This is a genomic window from Companilactobacillus nuruki (assembly GCF_002872255.1).
Classification (GTDB): Bacteria; Bacillota; Bacilli; order Lactobacillales; family Lactobacillaceae; genus Companilactobacillus; species Companilactobacillus nuruki.
In genome coordinates this window covers 73,339-92,202 of the sequence record NZ_NIPR01000008.1, presented here as the reverse complement: position 1 = coordinate 92,202, position 18,864 = coordinate 73,339, and the positions used below count along the sequence as shown (strand labels likewise).

General features: G+C 32.9%; 16 protein-coding genes. 4 read left to right on the top strand and 12 right to left on the bottom strand.

The features are described 5' to 3' along the window. Window positions 1-89: 89 nt before the first annotated feature. Together CBP76_RS04420 and CBP76_RS04415 are read left to right on the top strand one after the other, a co-directional pair. Window positions 90-2,240 (top strand): LTA synthase family protein, encoded by a 2,151-nt coding sequence (locus tag CBP76_RS04420; protein WP_102195731.1) that lies wholly within the window; start codon window positions 90-92, stop codon window positions 2,238-2,240. A gap of 79 nt (window positions 2,241-2,319) precedes the next feature. Then, window positions 2,320-4,461 carry an LTA synthase family protein gene (locus CBP76_RS04415; RefSeq protein ID WP_102195730.1) on the top strand — a complete coding sequence of 714 codons (2,142 nt, stop codon included), beginning with the start codon at window positions 2,320-2,322 and terminating at the stop codon, window positions 4,459-4,461. Between the two features lie 46 nt (window positions 4,462-4,507). Here CBP76_RS04415 and CBP76_RS04410 read toward each other — a convergent pair whose 3' ends face one another. From CBP76_RS04410 to CBP76_RS04400, 3 genes are all read right to left on the bottom strand, one after another. Continuing rightward, window positions 4,508-5,131 carry a GyrI-like domain-containing protein gene (locus CBP76_RS04410; RefSeq protein ID WP_102195729.1) on the bottom strand — a complete coding sequence of 208 codons (624 nt, stop codon included), beginning with the start codon at window positions 5,129-5,131 and terminating at the stop codon, window positions 4,508-4,510. Window positions 5,132-5,206: 75 nt separating this feature from the next. Continuing rightward, the gene (locus CBP76_RS04405; protein WP_102195728.1) at window positions 5,207-6,709 is read right to left on the bottom strand and encodes a sensor histidine kinase; all 1,503 of its coding nucleotides are present in this window, start codon (window positions 6,707-6,709) and stop codon (window positions 5,207-5,209) included. Beyond that, entirely contained in the window at window positions 6,709-7,458 is a 750-nt protein-coding gene (locus CBP76_RS04400) for a response regulator transcription factor (RefSeq protein WP_102195727.1), read from the bottom strand. The genes CBP76_RS04405 and CBP76_RS04400 overlap by 1 nt, the downstream gene beginning before the upstream one ends. A 101-nt stretch (window positions 7,459-7,559) precedes the next feature. On the opposite strand from CBP76_RS04400, the gene CBP76_RS04395 reads away from it, so the two are divergent. Further along, window positions 7,560-8,336 (top strand): Cof-type HAD-IIB family hydrolase, encoded by a 777-nt coding sequence (locus CBP76_RS04395; protein WP_102195726.1) that lies wholly within the window; start codon window positions 7,560-7,562, stop codon window positions 8,334-8,336. Between the two features lie 59 nt (window positions 8,337-8,395). Here CBP76_RS04395 and CBP76_RS04390 read toward each other — a convergent pair whose 3' ends face one another. From CBP76_RS04390 to CBP76_RS04375, 4 genes are read right to left on the bottom strand one after another with little or no spacing between them, the layout of a single operon-like run. Then, the gene (locus tag CBP76_RS04390; protein ID WP_102195725.1) at window positions 8,396-10,258 is read right to left on the bottom strand and encodes a beta-glucoside-specific PTS transporter subunit IIABC; all 1,863 of its coding nucleotides are present in this window, start codon (window positions 10,256-10,258) and stop codon (window positions 8,396-8,398) included. Window positions 10,259-10,300: 42 nt separating this feature from the next. Beyond that, window positions 10,301-10,795: a ribose 5-phosphate isomerase B gene (gene rpiB / locus CBP76_RS04385; RefSeq protein WP_102195724.1), complete on the bottom strand. Its 495-nt coding sequence runs from the start codon at window positions 10,793-10,795 to the stop codon at window positions 10,301-10,303. Between the two features lie 5 nt (window positions 10,796-10,800). Continuing rightward, complete coding sequence (rpe, locus tag CBP76_RS04380) at window positions 10,801-11,451, bottom strand: ribulose-phosphate 3-epimerase (protein ID WP_102195723.1); 651 nt, start codon at window positions 11,449-11,451, stop codon at window positions 10,801-10,803. A 38-nt stretch (window positions 11,452-11,489) separates the two neighbouring features. Further along, complete coding sequence (locus tag CBP76_RS04375; RefSeq protein WP_245865588.1) at window positions 11,490-12,911, bottom strand: glycoside hydrolase family 1 protein; 1,422 nt, start codon at window positions 12,909-12,911, stop codon at window positions 11,490-11,492. 117 nt (window positions 12,912-13,028) lie between these two features. On the opposite strand from CBP76_RS04375, the gene CBP76_RS04370 reads away from it, so the two are divergent. Further along, a complete protein-coding gene (locus tag CBP76_RS04370; protein WP_102195722.1) occupies window positions 13,029-14,030 on the top strand; it encodes a LacI family DNA-binding transcriptional regulator in 1,002 nt (333 codons plus the stop codon). 34 nt (window positions 14,031-14,064) lie between these two features. On the opposite strand, the gene CBP76_RS04365 is transcribed toward CBP76_RS04370, so the two are convergent. The 5 genes from CBP76_RS04365 to CBP76_RS04345 form a co-directional block, all read right to left on the bottom strand. Then, on the bottom strand, window positions 14,065-14,529 hold the full coding sequence (locus tag CBP76_RS04365) for a PTS sugar transporter subunit IIA (RefSeq protein ID WP_102195721.1): 465 nt from the start codon (window positions 14,527-14,529) through the stop codon (window positions 14,065-14,067). Window positions 14,530-14,539: 10 nt separating this feature from the next. After that, window positions 14,540-15,286 (bottom strand): DeoR/GlpR family DNA-binding transcription regulator, encoded by a 747-nt coding sequence (locus CBP76_RS04360; RefSeq protein ID WP_102195720.1) that lies wholly within the window; start codon window positions 15,284-15,286, stop codon window positions 14,540-14,542. A gap of 87 nt (window positions 15,287-15,373) precedes the next feature. Beyond that, window positions 15,374-16,741 carry a PTS transporter subunit EIIC gene (locus CBP76_RS04355; protein WP_102195719.1) on the bottom strand — a complete coding sequence of 456 codons (1,368 nt, stop codon included), beginning with the start codon at window positions 16,739-16,741 and terminating at the stop codon, window positions 15,374-15,376. A gap of 24 nt (window positions 16,742-16,765) precedes the next feature. Continuing rightward, a complete protein-coding gene (locus tag CBP76_RS04350; protein ID WP_102195750.1) occupies window positions 16,766-17,698 on the bottom strand; it encodes a sugar phosphate isomerase/epimerase family protein in 933 nt (310 codons plus the stop codon). Between the two features lie 149 nt (window positions 17,699-17,847). Beyond that, entirely contained in the window at window positions 17,848-18,843 is a 996-nt protein-coding gene (locus tag CBP76_RS04345; RefSeq protein ID WP_102195718.1) for a zinc-binding alcohol dehydrogenase family protein, read from the bottom strand. Window positions 18,844-18,864: the final 21 nt, after the last annotated feature.

Here is an 18,864-nt window from a genome sequence, read left to right as displayed (position 1 = left end):
TACCCATTACGTATTATACTAACAATTAAGTAATTTATTTAGTGTTTAAATAGAATTATTTAAGAATTTTTAAAAACAAGGAATTATCAATGAATAAATTAAAAATTATTATCAATAAAAGATTAGGTTTTATGTCATTATTAATCTTTTTTCTTTGGATTAAAACAATTATTGCTTACTATGCTGATTTTTCTTTAGGCGTTTCGGACCCGTTACAACATTTAATACTAATTATTAATCCGATTGCTACAGCAGTTATTTTACTAAGTATAGCGTTATATATCAATCGTGCTAAAATTTCATACATCGTTATGGGAGTAATTTATTTACTTGAGTCAGCTCTACTCTATGGCAATATTCTTTATTACCGTGAATTTAGCGATTTTCTTTCATTCAATACAATTGCCGGGGCTTCCAAAGTATCAAAGGGACTCGGTGGCAGTGCCGCAAACTTAGTACAAGCACACGATTTTATTTATGGATTAGATTTCATTATTATAGCTATTTTATTACTTACCCATTATATCAAATTAGACGATCGTCCAATGAGAAAATTGACTGCGATTGCAACTACTTTATTAGGAGTTTTTCTTTTTTCCTTTAACCTGGCAATTGCTGAATCCAATCGACCTCAATTATTAGGTCGAACTTTTGACAGAGCTTATATCGTTAAATACCTAGGACTTAATACTTTCTTAGCTTATGACTCTATCAAAACTGTTCAAAATAACCAAGTTCGTTCTGAAGCAGTTGGTACTGATATGGATGATGTTCTCAGTTATCTCAATCAGAATTATGCCAAGCCTAATGCCACCTATTTCGGGAAAGCTAAGGGTAAAAATATTATTGTTATTCACTTGGAAAGTTTCCAACAATTTTTAATCAACGATAAGGTAAATGGTCAAGAAATTACTCCGTTTTTAAATAGTTTATATAACGATAAAAATACCATGTCGTTTGATAATTTCTATCATGAAGTTGGTCAAGGTAAAACTAGTGATGCTGAAAACATGCTAGAGACTGGTCTTTTTGGATTACCTGAGGGATCGCTCTTTTCAAAACTCGGCAGTGACAATACTTTCCAAGCTGCTCCAGCCATTCTGGGTCAAAAAGAAGGCTATACAAGCGCTGTGTTCCATGGTAATATCGGTAGTTTTTGGAATCGTGATAATGTTTATAAAAACATGGGATATAATTATTTCTTTGATTCTAGTTATTTCAACAAGACGGCTGATTCTAGTATGGAATATGGTATGAAGGATAAATTAATGCTTTCTGAGAGTGCTAAATATCTCGAACAATTGCAACAACCTTTCTATGCTAAATTTATTACCGTAACCAATCACTATCCTTTCCAATTACCTGATGAAGATAACGACGGCTTCCAAGCACCAGACACTGATGCCAGTGTTGTTAATAACTATTTTGTTACAGCCCATTATTTGGATAATTCTCTTAAGGAATTCTTTGATTATTTGAAATCAAGTGGAATATATGATAATTCAATGATAATTCTTTATGGAGATCACTATGGACTATCAAACAGTCAAAATACCTCCTTAGCTCCTTTATTAGGCGTTAATTCTGATGATTGGACTGACTTCAATGATTCTCAAATGCAAAAAGTTCCTTTCATGATTCATATGAAGGGATTAAAAGGCGGTATCAACCATACTTATGGTGGGGAAATTGACGTCTTACCAACAATTTTGCACTTGGCTGGTATCAAAACCAAACAGTATGCACAATTAGGAACCGACTTGTTATCTACACAACATAAACAGATTGTGATCTTTAGAAACAAAAACTTCATTACACCTACATACACTGTACTAAAAGACAGCGATGGAAATCCTGAGGTTTATCGAAATAAAACCGGTGAAAGAATTGACCTTGATCAAAATCCAGTCTTAAAAGAAAAAGTTGCTAAGTGGCAAAAATATGTCAACAAAAAATTAAAACTATCTGACACGATTAATAATAAGAATTTATTGCGCTTCTACACACCAACTGGATTTACGCCCGTTGATCCTAAAAACTATGATTATCAAAACGAAATTCAAAAATTGGTTCAAACAAGAAATGATCTCGGTTTGAAATCAACTAGTGTTTATTCCAAAAATGGAAATAAATCAACGACTGACCTATATAATACTGATGCACCTGAATTGAATGGTGATCGAACATTTATTGACAGTTGGTCGAGTATTTTAAAAGATGACAGTGATAGTAGTAAATAAGTCGACACAAGTCGGCTTTTTTTTATTCTCTAAATAACGTATGATAAGTTGATGAATTATATTAGTTATGAGGGTTATTATGAAAAAAATTCAATCCATACTAAATAGAAGATTAGGCTTTATGTCACTTCTAATCCTTTGTTTATGGTTAAAATCAGTAATTGCTTATTTTGCTGGTTTTTCTTTGACGGCTAACAATCCTTGGCAGTACTTATTTCTAATTGTCAATCCCTTTGCCACAACCGTCTTCTTTATGAGCTTGGCTTTGTACTTTAACAGGCCTAAATTATCATATATCTTTATGGGAATTATTTATTTAATTGACACGATTTTTATTTATTCAAATATTTTATTTTATCGTGAAAATGCTGACTTCATTGCCAGTAGTACTATTACAGGAGTTGCCAAGGTTGCTAAAGGACTTGGCAAAACTACCGCTAGTGCTATGCAATTAGGAGATATTATTTATTGGTTTGATATTATAGTGATTGTTTTATTATTTGCAACTCACTTTATTAAAATTGATCAAACGCCTTTTAGAAAAATTAATGCTCTCGCCACAACATTTTTAGGATTTACTCTTTTCACAGCTGATTTAGCTGGTTCGGAATTAAATCGTCCCCAATTATTAGGTCGGACTTTCGATCATTCCTATATCGTTAAATATTTGGGAATAAACTCCTTTCTAGCTTATGATTCAGTTCGATCAGTTCAAAATAGTCAAGTTCGATCAACTGCTACGGAAACTGAAGTTGATTCAGCTCTTGACTATACAAAAGATAATTATGCTGCCCCTAATCCCAATTATTTTGGAAAAGCTAATGGAAAAAATATCATAATTATTCATTTGGAAAGCTTTGAACAATTTTTAATTGGCATGAAAATTAATGGTCAAGAAGTAACACCATTTTTAAACAGTCTTTATAATGATAAGAATACTATTTCCTATGATAATTTTTTCAATGAAGTCGGTGGAGGTGGCCGTACCAGTGATGCCGAAACTATGTTAGAATCGGGTCTCTTTGGTTTCTCATCTGGTTCATTCTTTCAAAAGTTAGGTGGAGACAATACTTTTCAAGCCGCTCCAGCAATTTTACAACAAGAAAAGGGTTATACAAGCGCTGTATTTCACGGAAACGTTGGTAGCTTCTGGGGAAGAAATGTGACATATAAGAACATGGGCTACAACTACTTCTTTGATGAAAGTTATTATGACTCCAAGAATCCTGATACTCAATCGGGAAGCGGGTACGGCATCAAAGATAAGTTACTTTTCTCAGAGGGGGCTAAGTATTTAGAACAATTACAACAACCCTTCTATACCAAATTCCTAACTGTCACTAATCACGTTGATTATCAATTGTCGGATGAAGACAACGGTGATTTTAAGACATCTGAAACAACTAATGATAAATTAAATAGCTATTTCAAAACGGCTCATTATTTGGATAAATCAGTTGAAGAATTCTTCAATTACCTAAATGATTCCGGCTTAGAAAAAAATACCATGGTTGTACTCTATGGAGATCATTTTGGGTTAAATGATGATCAACACAAAGTACTCTCATCCTTAATTGGGAAAGATCCTGATACATGGGGAAAATTCGATAATACGCAAATGCAACGAGTTCCATTTATGATTCATATGAATGGACTTAAAGGTGGAATAAAACACACATATGGTGGAGAAATCGATGTTTTACCAACTATTTTGCATTTAGCAGGCATCAATACTAAACAATACGTTCAACTGGGAACTGATTTATTGTCCAAAGACCACAGTCAACTAGTTGCTTTACGTAACGGTAATTTCATAACACCACACTATACAGTCCTTCGTAGCAGTGACTCAGCACAAGTCTTTTCAAATGATACTGGCGAAAAAGTCGATCTACAAAGTAACCCTGAACTTTTAACTAAAGTCGATAAATGGGAAAAAGCAGTAGATTTAAAATTATCAACTTCGGATAGTATCAATAATAAAAATCTATTACGATTCTATACGCCATTTGATTTTACCCCTATTAACCCTGCTGATTATTCTTATCAGAACCAAATTCAACAAATGGAAGAAATCAGAAACAAACTAGGTGATAAATCAACTAGTTTATATTCAAAGAATGGTAATAAATCAACAACCGACCTTTACAATACTGATGCGGTTCAATTACAAGATGATCGTACTCCAATTGATAGTTGGTCTTATTTGAATAAAAAATAAAGGAGGCCAGTAATCGACGATGATTACTGGCCCCTTTTTTATATTGTTATTTTATTTGATATCTCAAAACCGTTTTCAACTTGTCTGGTGCAACTCTTCTAGCATCAGACAAATATATCTCTCGATGGATTTTAGAGGTTCTACTTTTTCCCTCTTTGCCCACTAACTCATCAATCTTTTCAAAACTAGTAGGTTCATCATCATAACTACCAATATGTAAAATTTGACCAACTTGCATTTCAGGATATTCCTTTATTTCAATTTTAGAAATCCCAGATAAATTTTTCTTATCTCGAGTTTCATCTAAGCTCACCTGTATCAATTCATTCGGAACAAAATCAGGAATTCTAATCATAATATCATATTCAAACTCATTTTTATCAAGATGATCCATCTGTTGTCCCTTAGTCGTTAGAGACCACACACCTTCCAGTGGAAATACAACATAATCCTCAAACTCAACATCTTTATCAAGACAATACTTTTTATAAGCACCTTTCACCCCATATGAAGCGGGATAAAGTATTTGAATCTTTTCATTAAAATCTTTGCCATTAGGATCACCTATTCCATGTAACGACATGAATCTTTGTTTAGGTATAGTTACAATTTTAGGTTGTTTCTTCATCGTATAAAACTCTTTTTCTTGTTTACGCCATTCATATTTCATAATCTTATCCACCTTAATTTAACAAAAAACACCTTTAACTCAAGTTGAATTAAAGATGCTTTTTTCTAATAAAAATTATTCATTTTCTGATTTATTCTCATCAGTCTTATGTTCGAACCCTTCATCAAATAAAGTAATTGTAAAGGTTGTTCCTTCATTCAATTTACTTGTGACCTCAATTTCACCACCATGATTCTCAACTAATTGATGGACAATTGATAATCCTAGACCCGATTCACCATATTTTCGATTCTTACGTGATGGGTCAGCTTTATAGTAACGATCCCAAATATTCTTAACTTGATCTTCAGACATTCCAATACCAGTATCAGAAATTGTAAATACTGCCGCATGACGTTCTTCATCACGACTACCACTAATAAAAATTTTACCATCGTTGGTAAATTGAATAGCATTTTGCATGATATTAAAAATAACTTGAACAAATCGATCATAGTCAGCATAAGTCTTTAAATCACCATCAAAAGTTTTAAGGATTAATTTATCTCCTGAACTATCAGCCTTTTTCTCAAGTTGTGAGGTGATATCCTTCAACGGCTTATTGGCATCAAATACTCGTTTAGCCATCGTAATCTGATTAGTACGAATTTTTTCGTAATCAAGATTCTCATTAACTAACCTGATCAAACGCTTAGTTTCGTTTCTCATCAATTGGATACTTTGTCCCTTAGATTCTTCTGGAATAGCATCATACGCTAATCCCTCTAATAAACCATTGATTGTCGTTAAAGGTGTTCTCATTTCATGAGAAGCATCTGCCATGAACTCTTTGCGTCGTTGCTCTTGACGTTTAATTTCAGTATCTGAAGCTTCAAGTGACTTAACCATTTGATTGAAGTCTTCAGCCAAATCATCCAACTCGTCTCGACCTTTACTTTCAATATGAACTGAAAAATCATTATTAGCGACCTTTTTAGTAGCGCCACGTAAACGATTAATTCGATTAACTTGATAACGCGACAATAAGAAACTCAAAATAATTGCAGCTAATAACGAGATTAACAGAGCAAAGTATAAACGACTATTAATTTCACCAATATTAGTTTGCAGTTCAGAGACATCAGAACCAGCCCAAACCGCTGCAATCAGCTTACCATTCTGGAACCATGGTGTTAATACGTAAACATAACTACGATTATCATCTTTACGTAATCTTGGATTACCTTCAGTATCTTGTAACTTTTGAACGTTACGAATTGTTTTGCCTTGCTTTAATTTATTCCAATATGATGGTCTTAAATGTAGTTTAACGTTAGCTGGTGGATTTGGATAAACTTGATTATTGTTATAATCAAAGATTGCAAACTGAACATTTCTTTCAGATAGAACCTGTTCAACCGTCCGAATATTATCCCCAGTAATGTTATGAATCTGCCCAGTTTTAGGATCCGTCTTCAAAGCTATTTTTTCCAAGTTACCGGCATAGCTTTCCAAACTTTTATAAGTTCGATTATATTCCCAACTAGTTGAGGCGCTAGTTACTGAATATAAAATAATTCCAAGTGTGGTTAGAATAACAATCAAAAAACTCAGCATATTTTGATAAATTAATTTCATTATGCTTTAGACTTTGCTCCTGAATCATCAAATTTATAGCCAACGCCCCAAACAGTTTCAATAACTTGTGGTCCGACTTTCTCAATTTTTTGACGCAATTTTTTTATATGGGCATCAACGGTTCTCTCTTCACCAAAGTAATCATAGTCCCAAACTTGTTCTAACAATTGTTCACGAGAAAAGACTTGTTTTGGTTTGCTTGCTAAAGTTTTTAATAAATCAAATTCTTTTGGTGTTAGATCAGGGATTTCTTTATCATCCAAGTAAGCTTCCCGCGTACTAGAATTAAGTTTGAAAAATCCTGTATTGATATCAAACCCATCATCAATCTCTTCCACTTCAGCATTAACTGGTGTATTCTCAGCTAATTTTTCAGCCAAATTTTCATCACGTCTATGAATGGCTTTCATTCTGGCAATCAAAGTAATTGGGCTGAATGGTTTTGTGACATAATCATCTGCACCAAATTCTAGTCCTAGAACCTGATCGCTCTCAGTATCACGAGCAGTTAACATGATAATAGGGACAGTTTTAGAAACCTTGCGGATTTCCTTTGCAACCTCCATTCCATCTTTGCCAGGAAGGTTTAAGTCCAAAGTAATCATATCCCACTTGTTAGGATCTTCATTGAACATATCTACAGCTTCATTGCCATCATAGGCAAAACTAGCCTCCCATTTTTCCTTTTGAAAGAACATCCCCATCATTTCAGAGACGGACTTATTATCTTCTATCATTAGAATTTTCATAAATTATCACTCCATACGTAAGATTAAACTATATCATCAATGTAAAAATTGTTACTATGATATAAGTATACAAAATAAATTTGAATTAAGTTGGTGATTTTTTGCAAAATAATTATCAAGGAACTGTCTTCTTTGACCTAGACGGTACCTTATTTAATAAACAATCTCAAGTAGACAACTCAGTCTCCCAGGCCATCCATCAATTAAAAGCTAATAATTATTTACCAGTAATTAGCACTGGACGCTCTCCAATTGAAATAGATGCTGCTACTAGTACCACTGATATTGATTCTTATATTACTTTAAATGGTGCGTTTGTCCAAGCCCAAGGCAAGGTAATCTATAAGAATAATATTAACCCTGAACTTATCAAAGAAGTTATTGATTCAGCACACTCTCTAGGTGACACTGTCAGTATGCATACTCCCTACAAAACTGTTTTAAGTGAAAATACAGACGAGGTCACTGACTTCTTCCAAAATTTACACCTTGATATGCCCTCGATTGATCCAAACTTTTACCAAAAAGAGGATATTTCAATGATTGTTGTTTTATCACATGGTAATTCTCAACGCTATCAAGAAAAATATGACCAACTTACATTTTATAAAACAGGCCATTTTTCAATTGATACTGTTAATCAAGGAATATCTAAAATGACTGGTATAAAGCATCTACTAAAGGAGTTGGATTTAGAGAAAAAGCCCGTTTATGCCTTTGGTGATGGAACTAATGATTTGCCAATGATCGAATTTGCTGATTATGGTATTGCTATGGGTAATGGTATAGATTCAGTTAAGGAAGCTGCTACTTATGTTACCACTGAAAACGTTAACGGTGGTATTGTTAACGGATTGAAACATTATAATTTAATTTAAAGTATAAAAAACGTAGTTCCTTTTTATTTGGGAACTACGTTTTTTTACTTAACCTCCAATCACAATGCAACTTGAAGTGTATCACGTCCGTGTTGACCAACATCAGCGGCAACTAATCGAACATCCTTATATTCATTTGTATTTGTAACTATGACAAATGTTGATAGATCATATCCTTCTTCTTCAATTTTCTTTCTGTCAAACTTAATTAATGGCTGACCAGCTGAAACACTATCTCCTTGTTTAACTAATGCTTCAAAATATTTACCGTTCAACTTGACTGTATCAATACCAATATGAATCATAACTTCAGCACCCCTATTGGATGTAATACCAATAGCATGATGTGTATCAAATAACATCGTAATTGTTCCACTAAATGGTGCATACACGACATTATCGTCTGGTAAAATTACCATTCCTTGACCCATAGCTCCAGATGCAAAAGCTGGGTCATTAGCAGTAGCTAAATCAGCTACTTTCCCACTTAATGGTTGTTGAATTAATTCATCAGATAGCGCTTTAGTATTACCAACAGGATCAGTTTTTGTTTTTGTAATAGAATTCTCATTAATACCAATAACTAAAGTGATTGCAAATGCAACCGCAAAACAAATTGCTAAACCAATAACATATGAAATAAAGGTTGAACCAACAAAGGCAGGTAATGTTGTTAAACCACCAAAAACAAAAGCAAAGGCTTTAACGTGCATTCCACCAATAAAGGCGCCACCAACAGCACCACCGGCCACTGCTGCAATCAAAGGTTTCTTATATCTGACACCTACACCATAAATTGAAGGTTCGGTAATACCAGCAAAGAAAATTGATAGTAACGCTGACATCGAATAAGCCTTCATTTTCTGATCATGAGTTCTAAAGAAAGTACCTAAGGTAGCTCCTGCCATACCAAAATTAGCAGCTGCAGTTAATGGAACAATTTGATCAAATCCAAATCGACTAATATTTTGAATCATAACTGGATTAACGGCCCACTGTAATCCGAATATAACAAATACATTCCAGGCACCACCAACAAGGGCACCAGCGATCCAACCATTATAATTCATTAAGAAATTAATAACATTGGATATTCCTTCACCTACATAAACTCCAAATGGTCCGAATAATCCTGCAGTTAATGGAACCATAATAAATAATGAAATTAATGGAACAAATAATAATTGTAGACTTTCAGGAATAAGTTTTTTCAACCAACGTTCCAAATACGATAAGCACCAAATTGCTAAAATGGCTGGAATAACCGTTGAAGTATAAGTCATCAGCACAATAGGAATGCCAAAGAAGTGTGTTACAACTCCATTACCATGCGATCCCATTATATTAGTGATCTCTGGCATAATTAGAGATCCCATAATCGCTGCTGAAACATATTTATTTACTTTAAATTTTTCTGCCGACGTTATTGCTAACAAAATTGGCAAGAAATAAAATACCGCCGTTGAAGCTGCAGTGAGAATATGATAAGTGCCTGACGTATTACTGAGCCATTTCATTTGAACTAATAATAAGACTACTCCCCGAAGGACACCTGAACCAGCCAGCAATGGTAACAATGGAGTAAATATCCCAGCAACGACATCAAGCAATCTGGATAAGATATTACCACTCTTAGGTATATCATCATCTTTATCACTATCTCCATTTAAATTTGTACCATCTACCAACTCATCATATACATTAGCAACTGCTGGTCCAATAATAACTTGAAATTGCCCACCAGTCTCTGCGACATCAATGACCCCATCTAAGTTCTTAATATCATTACGATTATTATTTGCTATAGTGTCATCCCTTAAAAGCATCCTCAATCTAGTAGCACAATGAGTTATACCTGAAATATTTTTTTCGCCACCTACTAAATCAAGAATCCTTTTTCCTAAGGATTTTTCGTTTGACATAATTGCACCTCTATACATAAATATCAGATTTTTATATCATTTTTAATCTTTATATTTGTTGCTTTGAGAATATTCAATATTTTCAAACTCTTTATCATTTTGGTCTTCAATAGCCCCTAATTCATCAACTCTGCGTTCATGCCGACCACCAATAAACTTAGCGTCTAACCATTCTTTAACAATCATTTTAGCCAACTCTGCTCCGACTACTCTGGAACCAAAGGCTAAAATATTAGTATTATTGTGCTGTTTAGATAATTTGGCAGAATATGGTTCACTACATACTACTGCCCTAATTCCAGGAACCTTATTAGCTGCTAATGAAATTCCTACTCCAGTACCACACATAATAATTCCTAAATCATACTCACCATTAGCAACAACTTCTCCAACTTTCTTGCCATATATCGGGTAATCTGTTCTCTTAGTGGAATCTGTACCAAAGTCTTTAACTTCATATCCCAATTCTTTTAAATATTCTATAATTGTTGGTTTTAATTCATATCCAACATGATCTGAACCAACTGCAATTTTCATAATTTTCAAAGCTCCTTTAATTCTTTAATAATTTCTTTGTAAGTTTTATCTTTTCCAAATAAAGACGATGTTCCAACAATAAATCCGTCAACACCAAGGTCAGACAATAGTTTAATTTTTTCTGGGGAAATGGCGCCATCTACCATCAAATTAAAATCATATTTGTTTTTTAATTCGGCCAGATGTTTAATTTTATCGTTCACATATTCCAAATATGATTGCCCAGAAAAACCAGGATTAACTGTCATAACCAACACATAATCAACTAACGGTAGCAATTCCTTAATTGTCTCAATAGAAGTACCTGGATTTATTGCAATTCCGGGATGAATTCCATTTGTTTTAATTTCATCAATTGTTCTACTTGGCATCGGATCAGTATCTGGGTGAATGTAAATGATATTAGCCCCTAATTTTTCAAAAATAGGAACTATATTTTGAGGATTATTAACCATCAAATGTACATCCATTGGTAGTTTGGTTAGGCTCCGGACTGCTTTATAATCTTCAAGGCCTAATGCCATATTAGGAACAAAAGCTCCGTCCATAACATCCATATGAAAAATATCAGTACCTGCTTGATCCAATTCATTTACTTCTGACTTTATATTTGTAAAATCCGCGCACATTAGTGACGGACAAATTAATCTTTTCATAAAAAAATCTCCTTTTTGAGAAAACGATTACTCAAAAACTAAAGTAATTCCACTCCATTTGTTTTAATAACTTTCTTATACCAATAAAAACTCTTTTTCTTTATTCTCTTTAGATCATCGTTCTTATCAACATAAATGAAACCATATCGTTTTTCAAAGCCTTCCCTAGTTGAATATAAATCAATTGCTGACCATGTCAGATAACCAATAATATTAACTCCATCAGCTATGGCTTCCTTCATTCTCAATATATGTTCCGTCAGATACTTGATTCGATAATCATCATTAATATTTCCATTCTTTAATTCATCATAGGCTCCCAAACCATTCTCTAGAATTAAAATTGGCAACTGATAACGATGATAGAATTCTTCAATAAAATGCTTAAAACCATATGGATCAATCGTCCATCCCCAATCAGTAGATTTACAATAAGGGTTAGGGAATTTAACAACGCTCATATTTTCAGTATTATCATCCTTCCCAACAACTGATGACATATAATAAGTTAATGACATGAAATCTGGTTTAACTGATTTAATTAAATCCAAGTCATCTTTTTGAATAATTTCGTTAAAATTAACTCCCTTAAAGCTATTCAAATAATAAGGTGAGTACTGCCCTCGGAAATCGACATCCGCAGGACCATAACCAATTCTTTTCATAGCTTCATCAGATTTCTCAACATCATTTGGATCACAACTTTTAGGATAAATACATGTGTTACCAATATTTCCTCCAACCTGTGTTCCAGGATCGACTTTATGAATAATTTCAAGTGCCTTAGCATAACTCAAATTAAAATTATGCTGCATTTTAAAAAGCTCCGTCTGATTCCTAGCCTGATATCCCGCTATATACTTAGAATCTAGAAGCAGGAAATTCTGTTCATTAAAAGGAACCCAATATTTGACTCTTCCTTTAAAATAAGTTGCCACCGTTGAAACATAATTGGAATAATCGGTTATTACTTTTCTACTCATCCATCCATTGTATTTTTTCAATAAATTTAATGGTAAATCATAAGCATAAAGAGTAACTACAGGCTCAATATTATATTTCTCTAATTCCATCAAAATATGATCATAGAATTCTAATCCTGCTTTGTTTGGATAGTTATCATTTCCATTAGGAAAAATCCTAGACCAACTCATAGTAAAACGATAAATCTTAAGTCCTAATTCATTATAATATCTAATATCCTCTTTAAAACGGTGAAAATGATCAGAAGCCATTTTAAAATCATTAAAACTGGCATCTTTTAATGATTCAGATTCAACCCGAGTATCCGATATGGAAGGACCCTTACCACCTTCATTAAATCCACCTTCAAATTGTTGGGCATTTGTGGAGCTTCCCCATTTAAAGTTTTTTGGAAATCCTTTTTCTAAATGAATTATATTAGATTCCTCCTTTAGTAGTATTATACATATGTTGGGTAATCGTTTTCTCAACAACAAAAGTGTATCATCACAAATAAAAAATGTCAACGCTTTCTAAAACATTAATATTTGAACAATTACTTAAATTATGACAGACTATTTTAGTAAGAAAACATTGAAACTAAGGAATTTTATATGAATAAAAAATATTCAATCAAAGATATTGCAGAACTTAGTGGCGTCTCGGTTGCAACTGTTTCCCGAGTAATAAATAACAACGGGAGATTTTCTGAAGAGACTAGAAAAAAAGTATTAAAAGTTATAAAAAAGACTGGTTACCAAACTAATTTTAGTGCTAAAAATTTAAGAATGAATAAATCATTTTCTGTTGGAATCTTGGTGCCAGATATAAGTAATTATTTCTTTGCAAATGTTGTCCAAAAAATCGAAAAGATTTTATTTAATCGTGGCTATTCAACATTTATCTGTAATACTGCTCGTGACGAAAACAAGGAATTGGCTTATTTAAAAATGCTTGAAAGTAAAGGTGTAGACGGATTAATAATTATTTCTGGAGCAAAAGCTTTCGATATTAGTAAACTAAACTCCCCTAATAAAATACCCTTTGTATGTATCGATAGAAAACCAAAGGATCGAAGTAATACAGTATTTATTGGATCTGATCACTATCAAGGAGCTTTTGATGCGACGAATTCTCTTTTTCAGGCTGGGTGTAAATTTCCTATAATTGCTTCTCATAACCGTTCATCCTCCTCTGCCGTTGATCGTTTGAATGGTTTCAAAGATGCATTAAGCAAAAATGGATTAGATTTCGATTCTTCTAGAAATCAAATAGTCATCACCACGAATGATTCGACAAATGCTATTGACCTTTTACTAAAAGAGAATCCTCAAATTGATGGATTCTTTGCAATAAACGATTCAATTGCTACAAATGTATTATCATCATTATTAAGATTAGGAAAAGAAATTCCTAAAGATATAAAAATCATCGGATTCGATGACGAACCACAAGATATTCATTCTTATCCTACATTGTCTTCTGTAAAACAAGATACTGATAAGATTGCCCAAGTTACTGTTGATAATATAATTGGTCTAATAGACCATACAGCAATTACTGGTGAATCAATTACTATACCCGTAAAACTTATACAACGAGATTCTAGTTTATAAGAAAAAAGAGTAATCAAATATGATTACTCTTTTTTTATTCTATAAAACCCACCTTTTCAGAGTGATTAACCTCTTTCAAAGTAGATAAATTAACTTGCTGTTTTTCCTTTAGATTGGTACAAACAAATACAACATCTGTAGCCTTATTAGATCTTTTTACAAAATCAAAGTCCACGGTACCTAACAGCATTTTTTCATTAACAATATCCCCAGAAGAAACTTTAATATCAAAACCTTCTCCATTTAACTCCACTGTATCAATTCCTAAGTGGAGCAAGAATTTCATTTTTCCTTTTTTTAAACTTATAGCATGTTTTGTTGGAAACACTGCAACGACGGTTCCACTTATTGGACTATAAATTTCATTTGCTGTCGGAATCACAACAAATCCATCCCCCATCGACTTTGTGGCAAACAATTCGTCATTTGTTTCAGTAATAGATTTAACAATACCGTCAACAGGTGAAAATAAACTTTCTTTTTTTGAAAATAAATTCATTCTTACACCTTTATTCTTTAGGCACAATAAATTGAGTATATTCTTCAAGTTCCTTGTCGATCTTGTTAGTTATAATAGTAGCTTCTGAAATACCAAACGCCCTCACATTTGCCGTCTGATAAAATTTACTATTATCGCATAATACGTAAGTCTTTCTTGAATGTTCTTTGACGATTCTCTTTTTTACTGCTTCCGATATATTAGGAGTCGTTACACCGTTTTTAGGATCTATCCCATTTGTTCCAATAAACGATTCATCAAAAAAAATATTTTTAAGTCCATCCTCAGTAAATGAACCACTAAGAGAGGATGTAATAGGATTATACGATCCTCCTATTACAACTATCTCTGCATTAAGAACATCCCAATTTTGTCTAAATATATTTGTATTAGTCGTGTAAATCGTAATATTTTTTTGAATTATTTTTTCCAATAAAATTGATCCATTCGAACCTGAATCAACATAGACATTATCTCCATCATTTATTAAATCAGCAGCTAACGTCGCAATAATATCTTTTTCTTTTTTATTAATTAATGATTTTTTAGATATTGGTATTTCATCTATATTCGATAAATATCTAACTGCACCACCATACATAGACTCGACTTTGCCTATCTTTTCTAACTCTTTAATATCTCTTCTTATTGTTGATGAAGAAACATCTGGGATCTCTTTGTTAATATCTTCAATTTTTATGAGTCTTCTTTTTTTTAATATATCTAATAATTTCTCTTGTCTTTCGTACGGAATCATTATCTTCATTTCCTTACATTTTTATTACTTATTTAATGTAATTATAACAAACCATACTCGACATTAATTCCATACCAATTATTATTTCTATGCTAATTTTTCATCTCGACTAGTGAATAAATAAGCTAAAATGGCACCTACAACTAATGAAATCAATAAACCGATCATTGCTTGAATAAAATTATTTTGATTTTTCATTATAAATGCTGGGAATGTTGTAACGCTTCCAAATACAAAAGCATTAGTAGCAACGTGCATTAATCCTAAATATGTACCGCCAACGGCTCCGCCAATTATCTGTGCCAACCATATTTTCCTATTCTTTACTAACAATCCAAATAAAGTGGGTTCAATAATAGCCGACAGAGCAATTGTTACTAAACCTGTCAATGAAAAACTGCGCAATTGCATATCACGTGCCTTTAACCAAACACCAAGTGTTACCCCAATTACTGCAAAATTACATGCAAAAGTTAAAGGACAAATATAATCATATCCGACTGTTGCAATATTATTGATCATTATTGGATTAACAGCCCAATGTATACCAAAACTTACCAAAATACTCCAACCCCCGCCAACTAAAACACCGGCAAGCACACGGCTATGAATAATTGACCAGTTAACTACCCCAGCAATCAGTTCGCCACCATAAACTCCAAGTGGACCAATAACAATAATTGTTAAAGGAATCATAACGACTAAAGAAACTAATGGGACTACAACTAATTTTAAATTTTCTGTGACATGTTTATCTAGCCACTTATACAAATAAGAAAATACCCAAATAGATAAAATAATAGGAACCACGGTTGAATTGTAGTTCATTAGAACAACGGGAATCTTCATAAATGTTGTTGTTGCACCATTACCGTGACTTCCCATTAGTTTAATAAAATCTGGATAGAGCAATGCTCCACCTATAATGGCCGATAAATATGGACTTGCTTTAAATCTTTTAGCAGAAGTAAATGCCAAAAGAATAGGTAGGAAATAAAATACACTCATTGATGTTGCATAAAGAATAGTATATGTTCCACTCTTTTCATTGATTATCCCTACCTGTACACAAAGGATCAATATACCTCTTAAAATTCCCGATCCAGCTAATGCAGGCAATAAAGGTGCAAAAATACTAGAAATTGCAGAGAAGATATTACTCATCACGCTACCAGACTTAGAAGATTCATCATCAGATATTGAATCATTTCCACCGACAGCCTTTTCAAATTCCTCATATACTTTAGGAACCTCAATACCAATTAAGACCTGATACTGACCTGCAGCTCGGGCAACATTAATAACCCCATCTATCTTTTTTACTTTCTCATCGTCAACTATCGATTCGTCCTTTAAATTCAAACGTAATCTCGTCGCACAATGAGTCATATTAGATATGTTTTCTTTTCCACCGACAGTCTTTAGTATTTCCACTGCCGTTTTTTTATAATTCATGCTTGTTTCCCCCAGAGTCAGTTTTTAACTTTCTTTAAAAAAACCAATCATTAATTTTTGTGCTTCAATTGCGTCATTTTTTTCAATAACTTCACTGATTTTCTTTATTCCAATATTATCGATCAAAGAATCCATTCTCTTTATCATTTCTATATTTGCTTGACATTCTTTAGTTGCATTTTCGATAACTGGAAATGTATCAAAATAAAACATTCCTTCATAATTATGTTTCTTTACATAATATAAAAATTCTAATGTCTTAAATGGGCTAGCAGTTCCTACCATTAATCCATCATCGTTCAAACCATAACCGTCATTAATATGTATCCCAAAAAGTTTTTTCCGAGTACCAAATATATCAGCAGCAAAAGCCGGATTCTCATGCTTCATTAACATATGACAATAATCCAAAGTAACACCAATATTCTTTCGATCAATTTCACTTATCATCATCCCTGTGATTCCCATTGAATCAATAAAGGCATATGCCCTAGGTTGAAAAGGCTTGTACTCAATACTAATTTTTAAATCTGGTGCATAATCTGCAATTTCTTGAAAAGACTTTTTCAATCGATTCCAAGTTTTTGAATAATCTATTTGAAAATTATAATCAAATCCATCATGTGCCATCCAAATAGTGACAACGTGACCACCAACATCTCTACAATAATCAGCAGCTGACTTGCACAAATCTACTGCTTCCTTCGCAAGACCTTCGTCGGCATTTCCCAAGTCACCATTCAAAAAATCATCTTTAAATCTTAAGGCCACACCATTAAGTTTTAAGTCATGTGACTCTAAGAGTGTTTTCATTTTCAATGGACTAAATCCTCTCACATGTTCAGGATAATTAAGGTCCACATATCCTAATCCTAATTCTTGAAATTGGTTAAATACCTTATCCATGTCATTATCATTGACCGGTAAAAAAGAATTGATGCGTGTTGCTAATTTCAACATTTTGAATACCTCCTGTAAACGTTTTCTATTATATCATCATTTTTCATTTTTTGTCATATTATTTCAAATTTTATCATCAGTTTCCATAAAAGTATAAAAAAAATCGTTTATGAGATAAATTTCTCACAAACGATTAAATTATTTTTTTATACCTTAACAACAACTTTTCCCATCATATGACCACCCTCAACTAATTCCGTGGCCTTCTTTATATTCTCTAAATTAAAACCATTAAACACCTTAGTAACAGTAGAACAAATCATTCCACTATCTAATCCATCTGCTAATTTCTCCAAATAAGCACCTTGATCAGACATTGAATCTAATTTGAATTTGGCTTTAGTAAACATCCATTCCCAAGCAAAATTAACTGACTTTTGTTTCAAGTCTTCAATCTGTGATTCCCGCAAATTGGTAATTGTTGCAAAAGTTCCAAATGGTTTGATTAACTCCACAATTTCATCCCAATGTGGATCGTTATTACTCAATCCAAGAATATAATCAATATTTTTAATTCCCAAATCATGAACTTGCTTTATTAAATCATGATGGTGATTTACCACTAAATCTGCACCCAAGTCTTTTACCCAATTTACTTTTTCTTCTGTTGAAGCTGTAGCTACTACCTTGAGACCTGATAAATGAGCTAACTGTGTCGCAATTGAACCAACTCCTCCAGCACCATTGATAATCAAAATTGTTTTATCACGATTATCAGATGCAGGATTAATTTGCAACTTTTCAAATAATAACTCACTAGCAGTCAGAGTTACCAGTGGCATAGCAACACTTTTTTCAATAGATGTTTTCTTTGGAGCATGTGCTACGATTCGTTCATCGATAATTTCATATTCTTGATATGAGCCATCACGCGTATAGTCTCCTGCAAAAAAGACTTTATCGCCTATTTTGAAGTTCTTAACTTCTGAACCCACTGCATCAACAATTCCATAACCATCATATCCTAGAATTTTAGGATCTACCAATTTATCAGCAATCTTCTTTCTAGTAGCAATATCAACTGGATTAATTGCTATTCCGGATATTTTTACCAAAAGATCTCTGCCAGTGGGAGTTTCTTTAGGCTTATCAAATTCTACAAAACTATCTATCTTGTCATTTATTACACCGAATGCCTTCATTTGTCTAACCTTCTTTTTTTA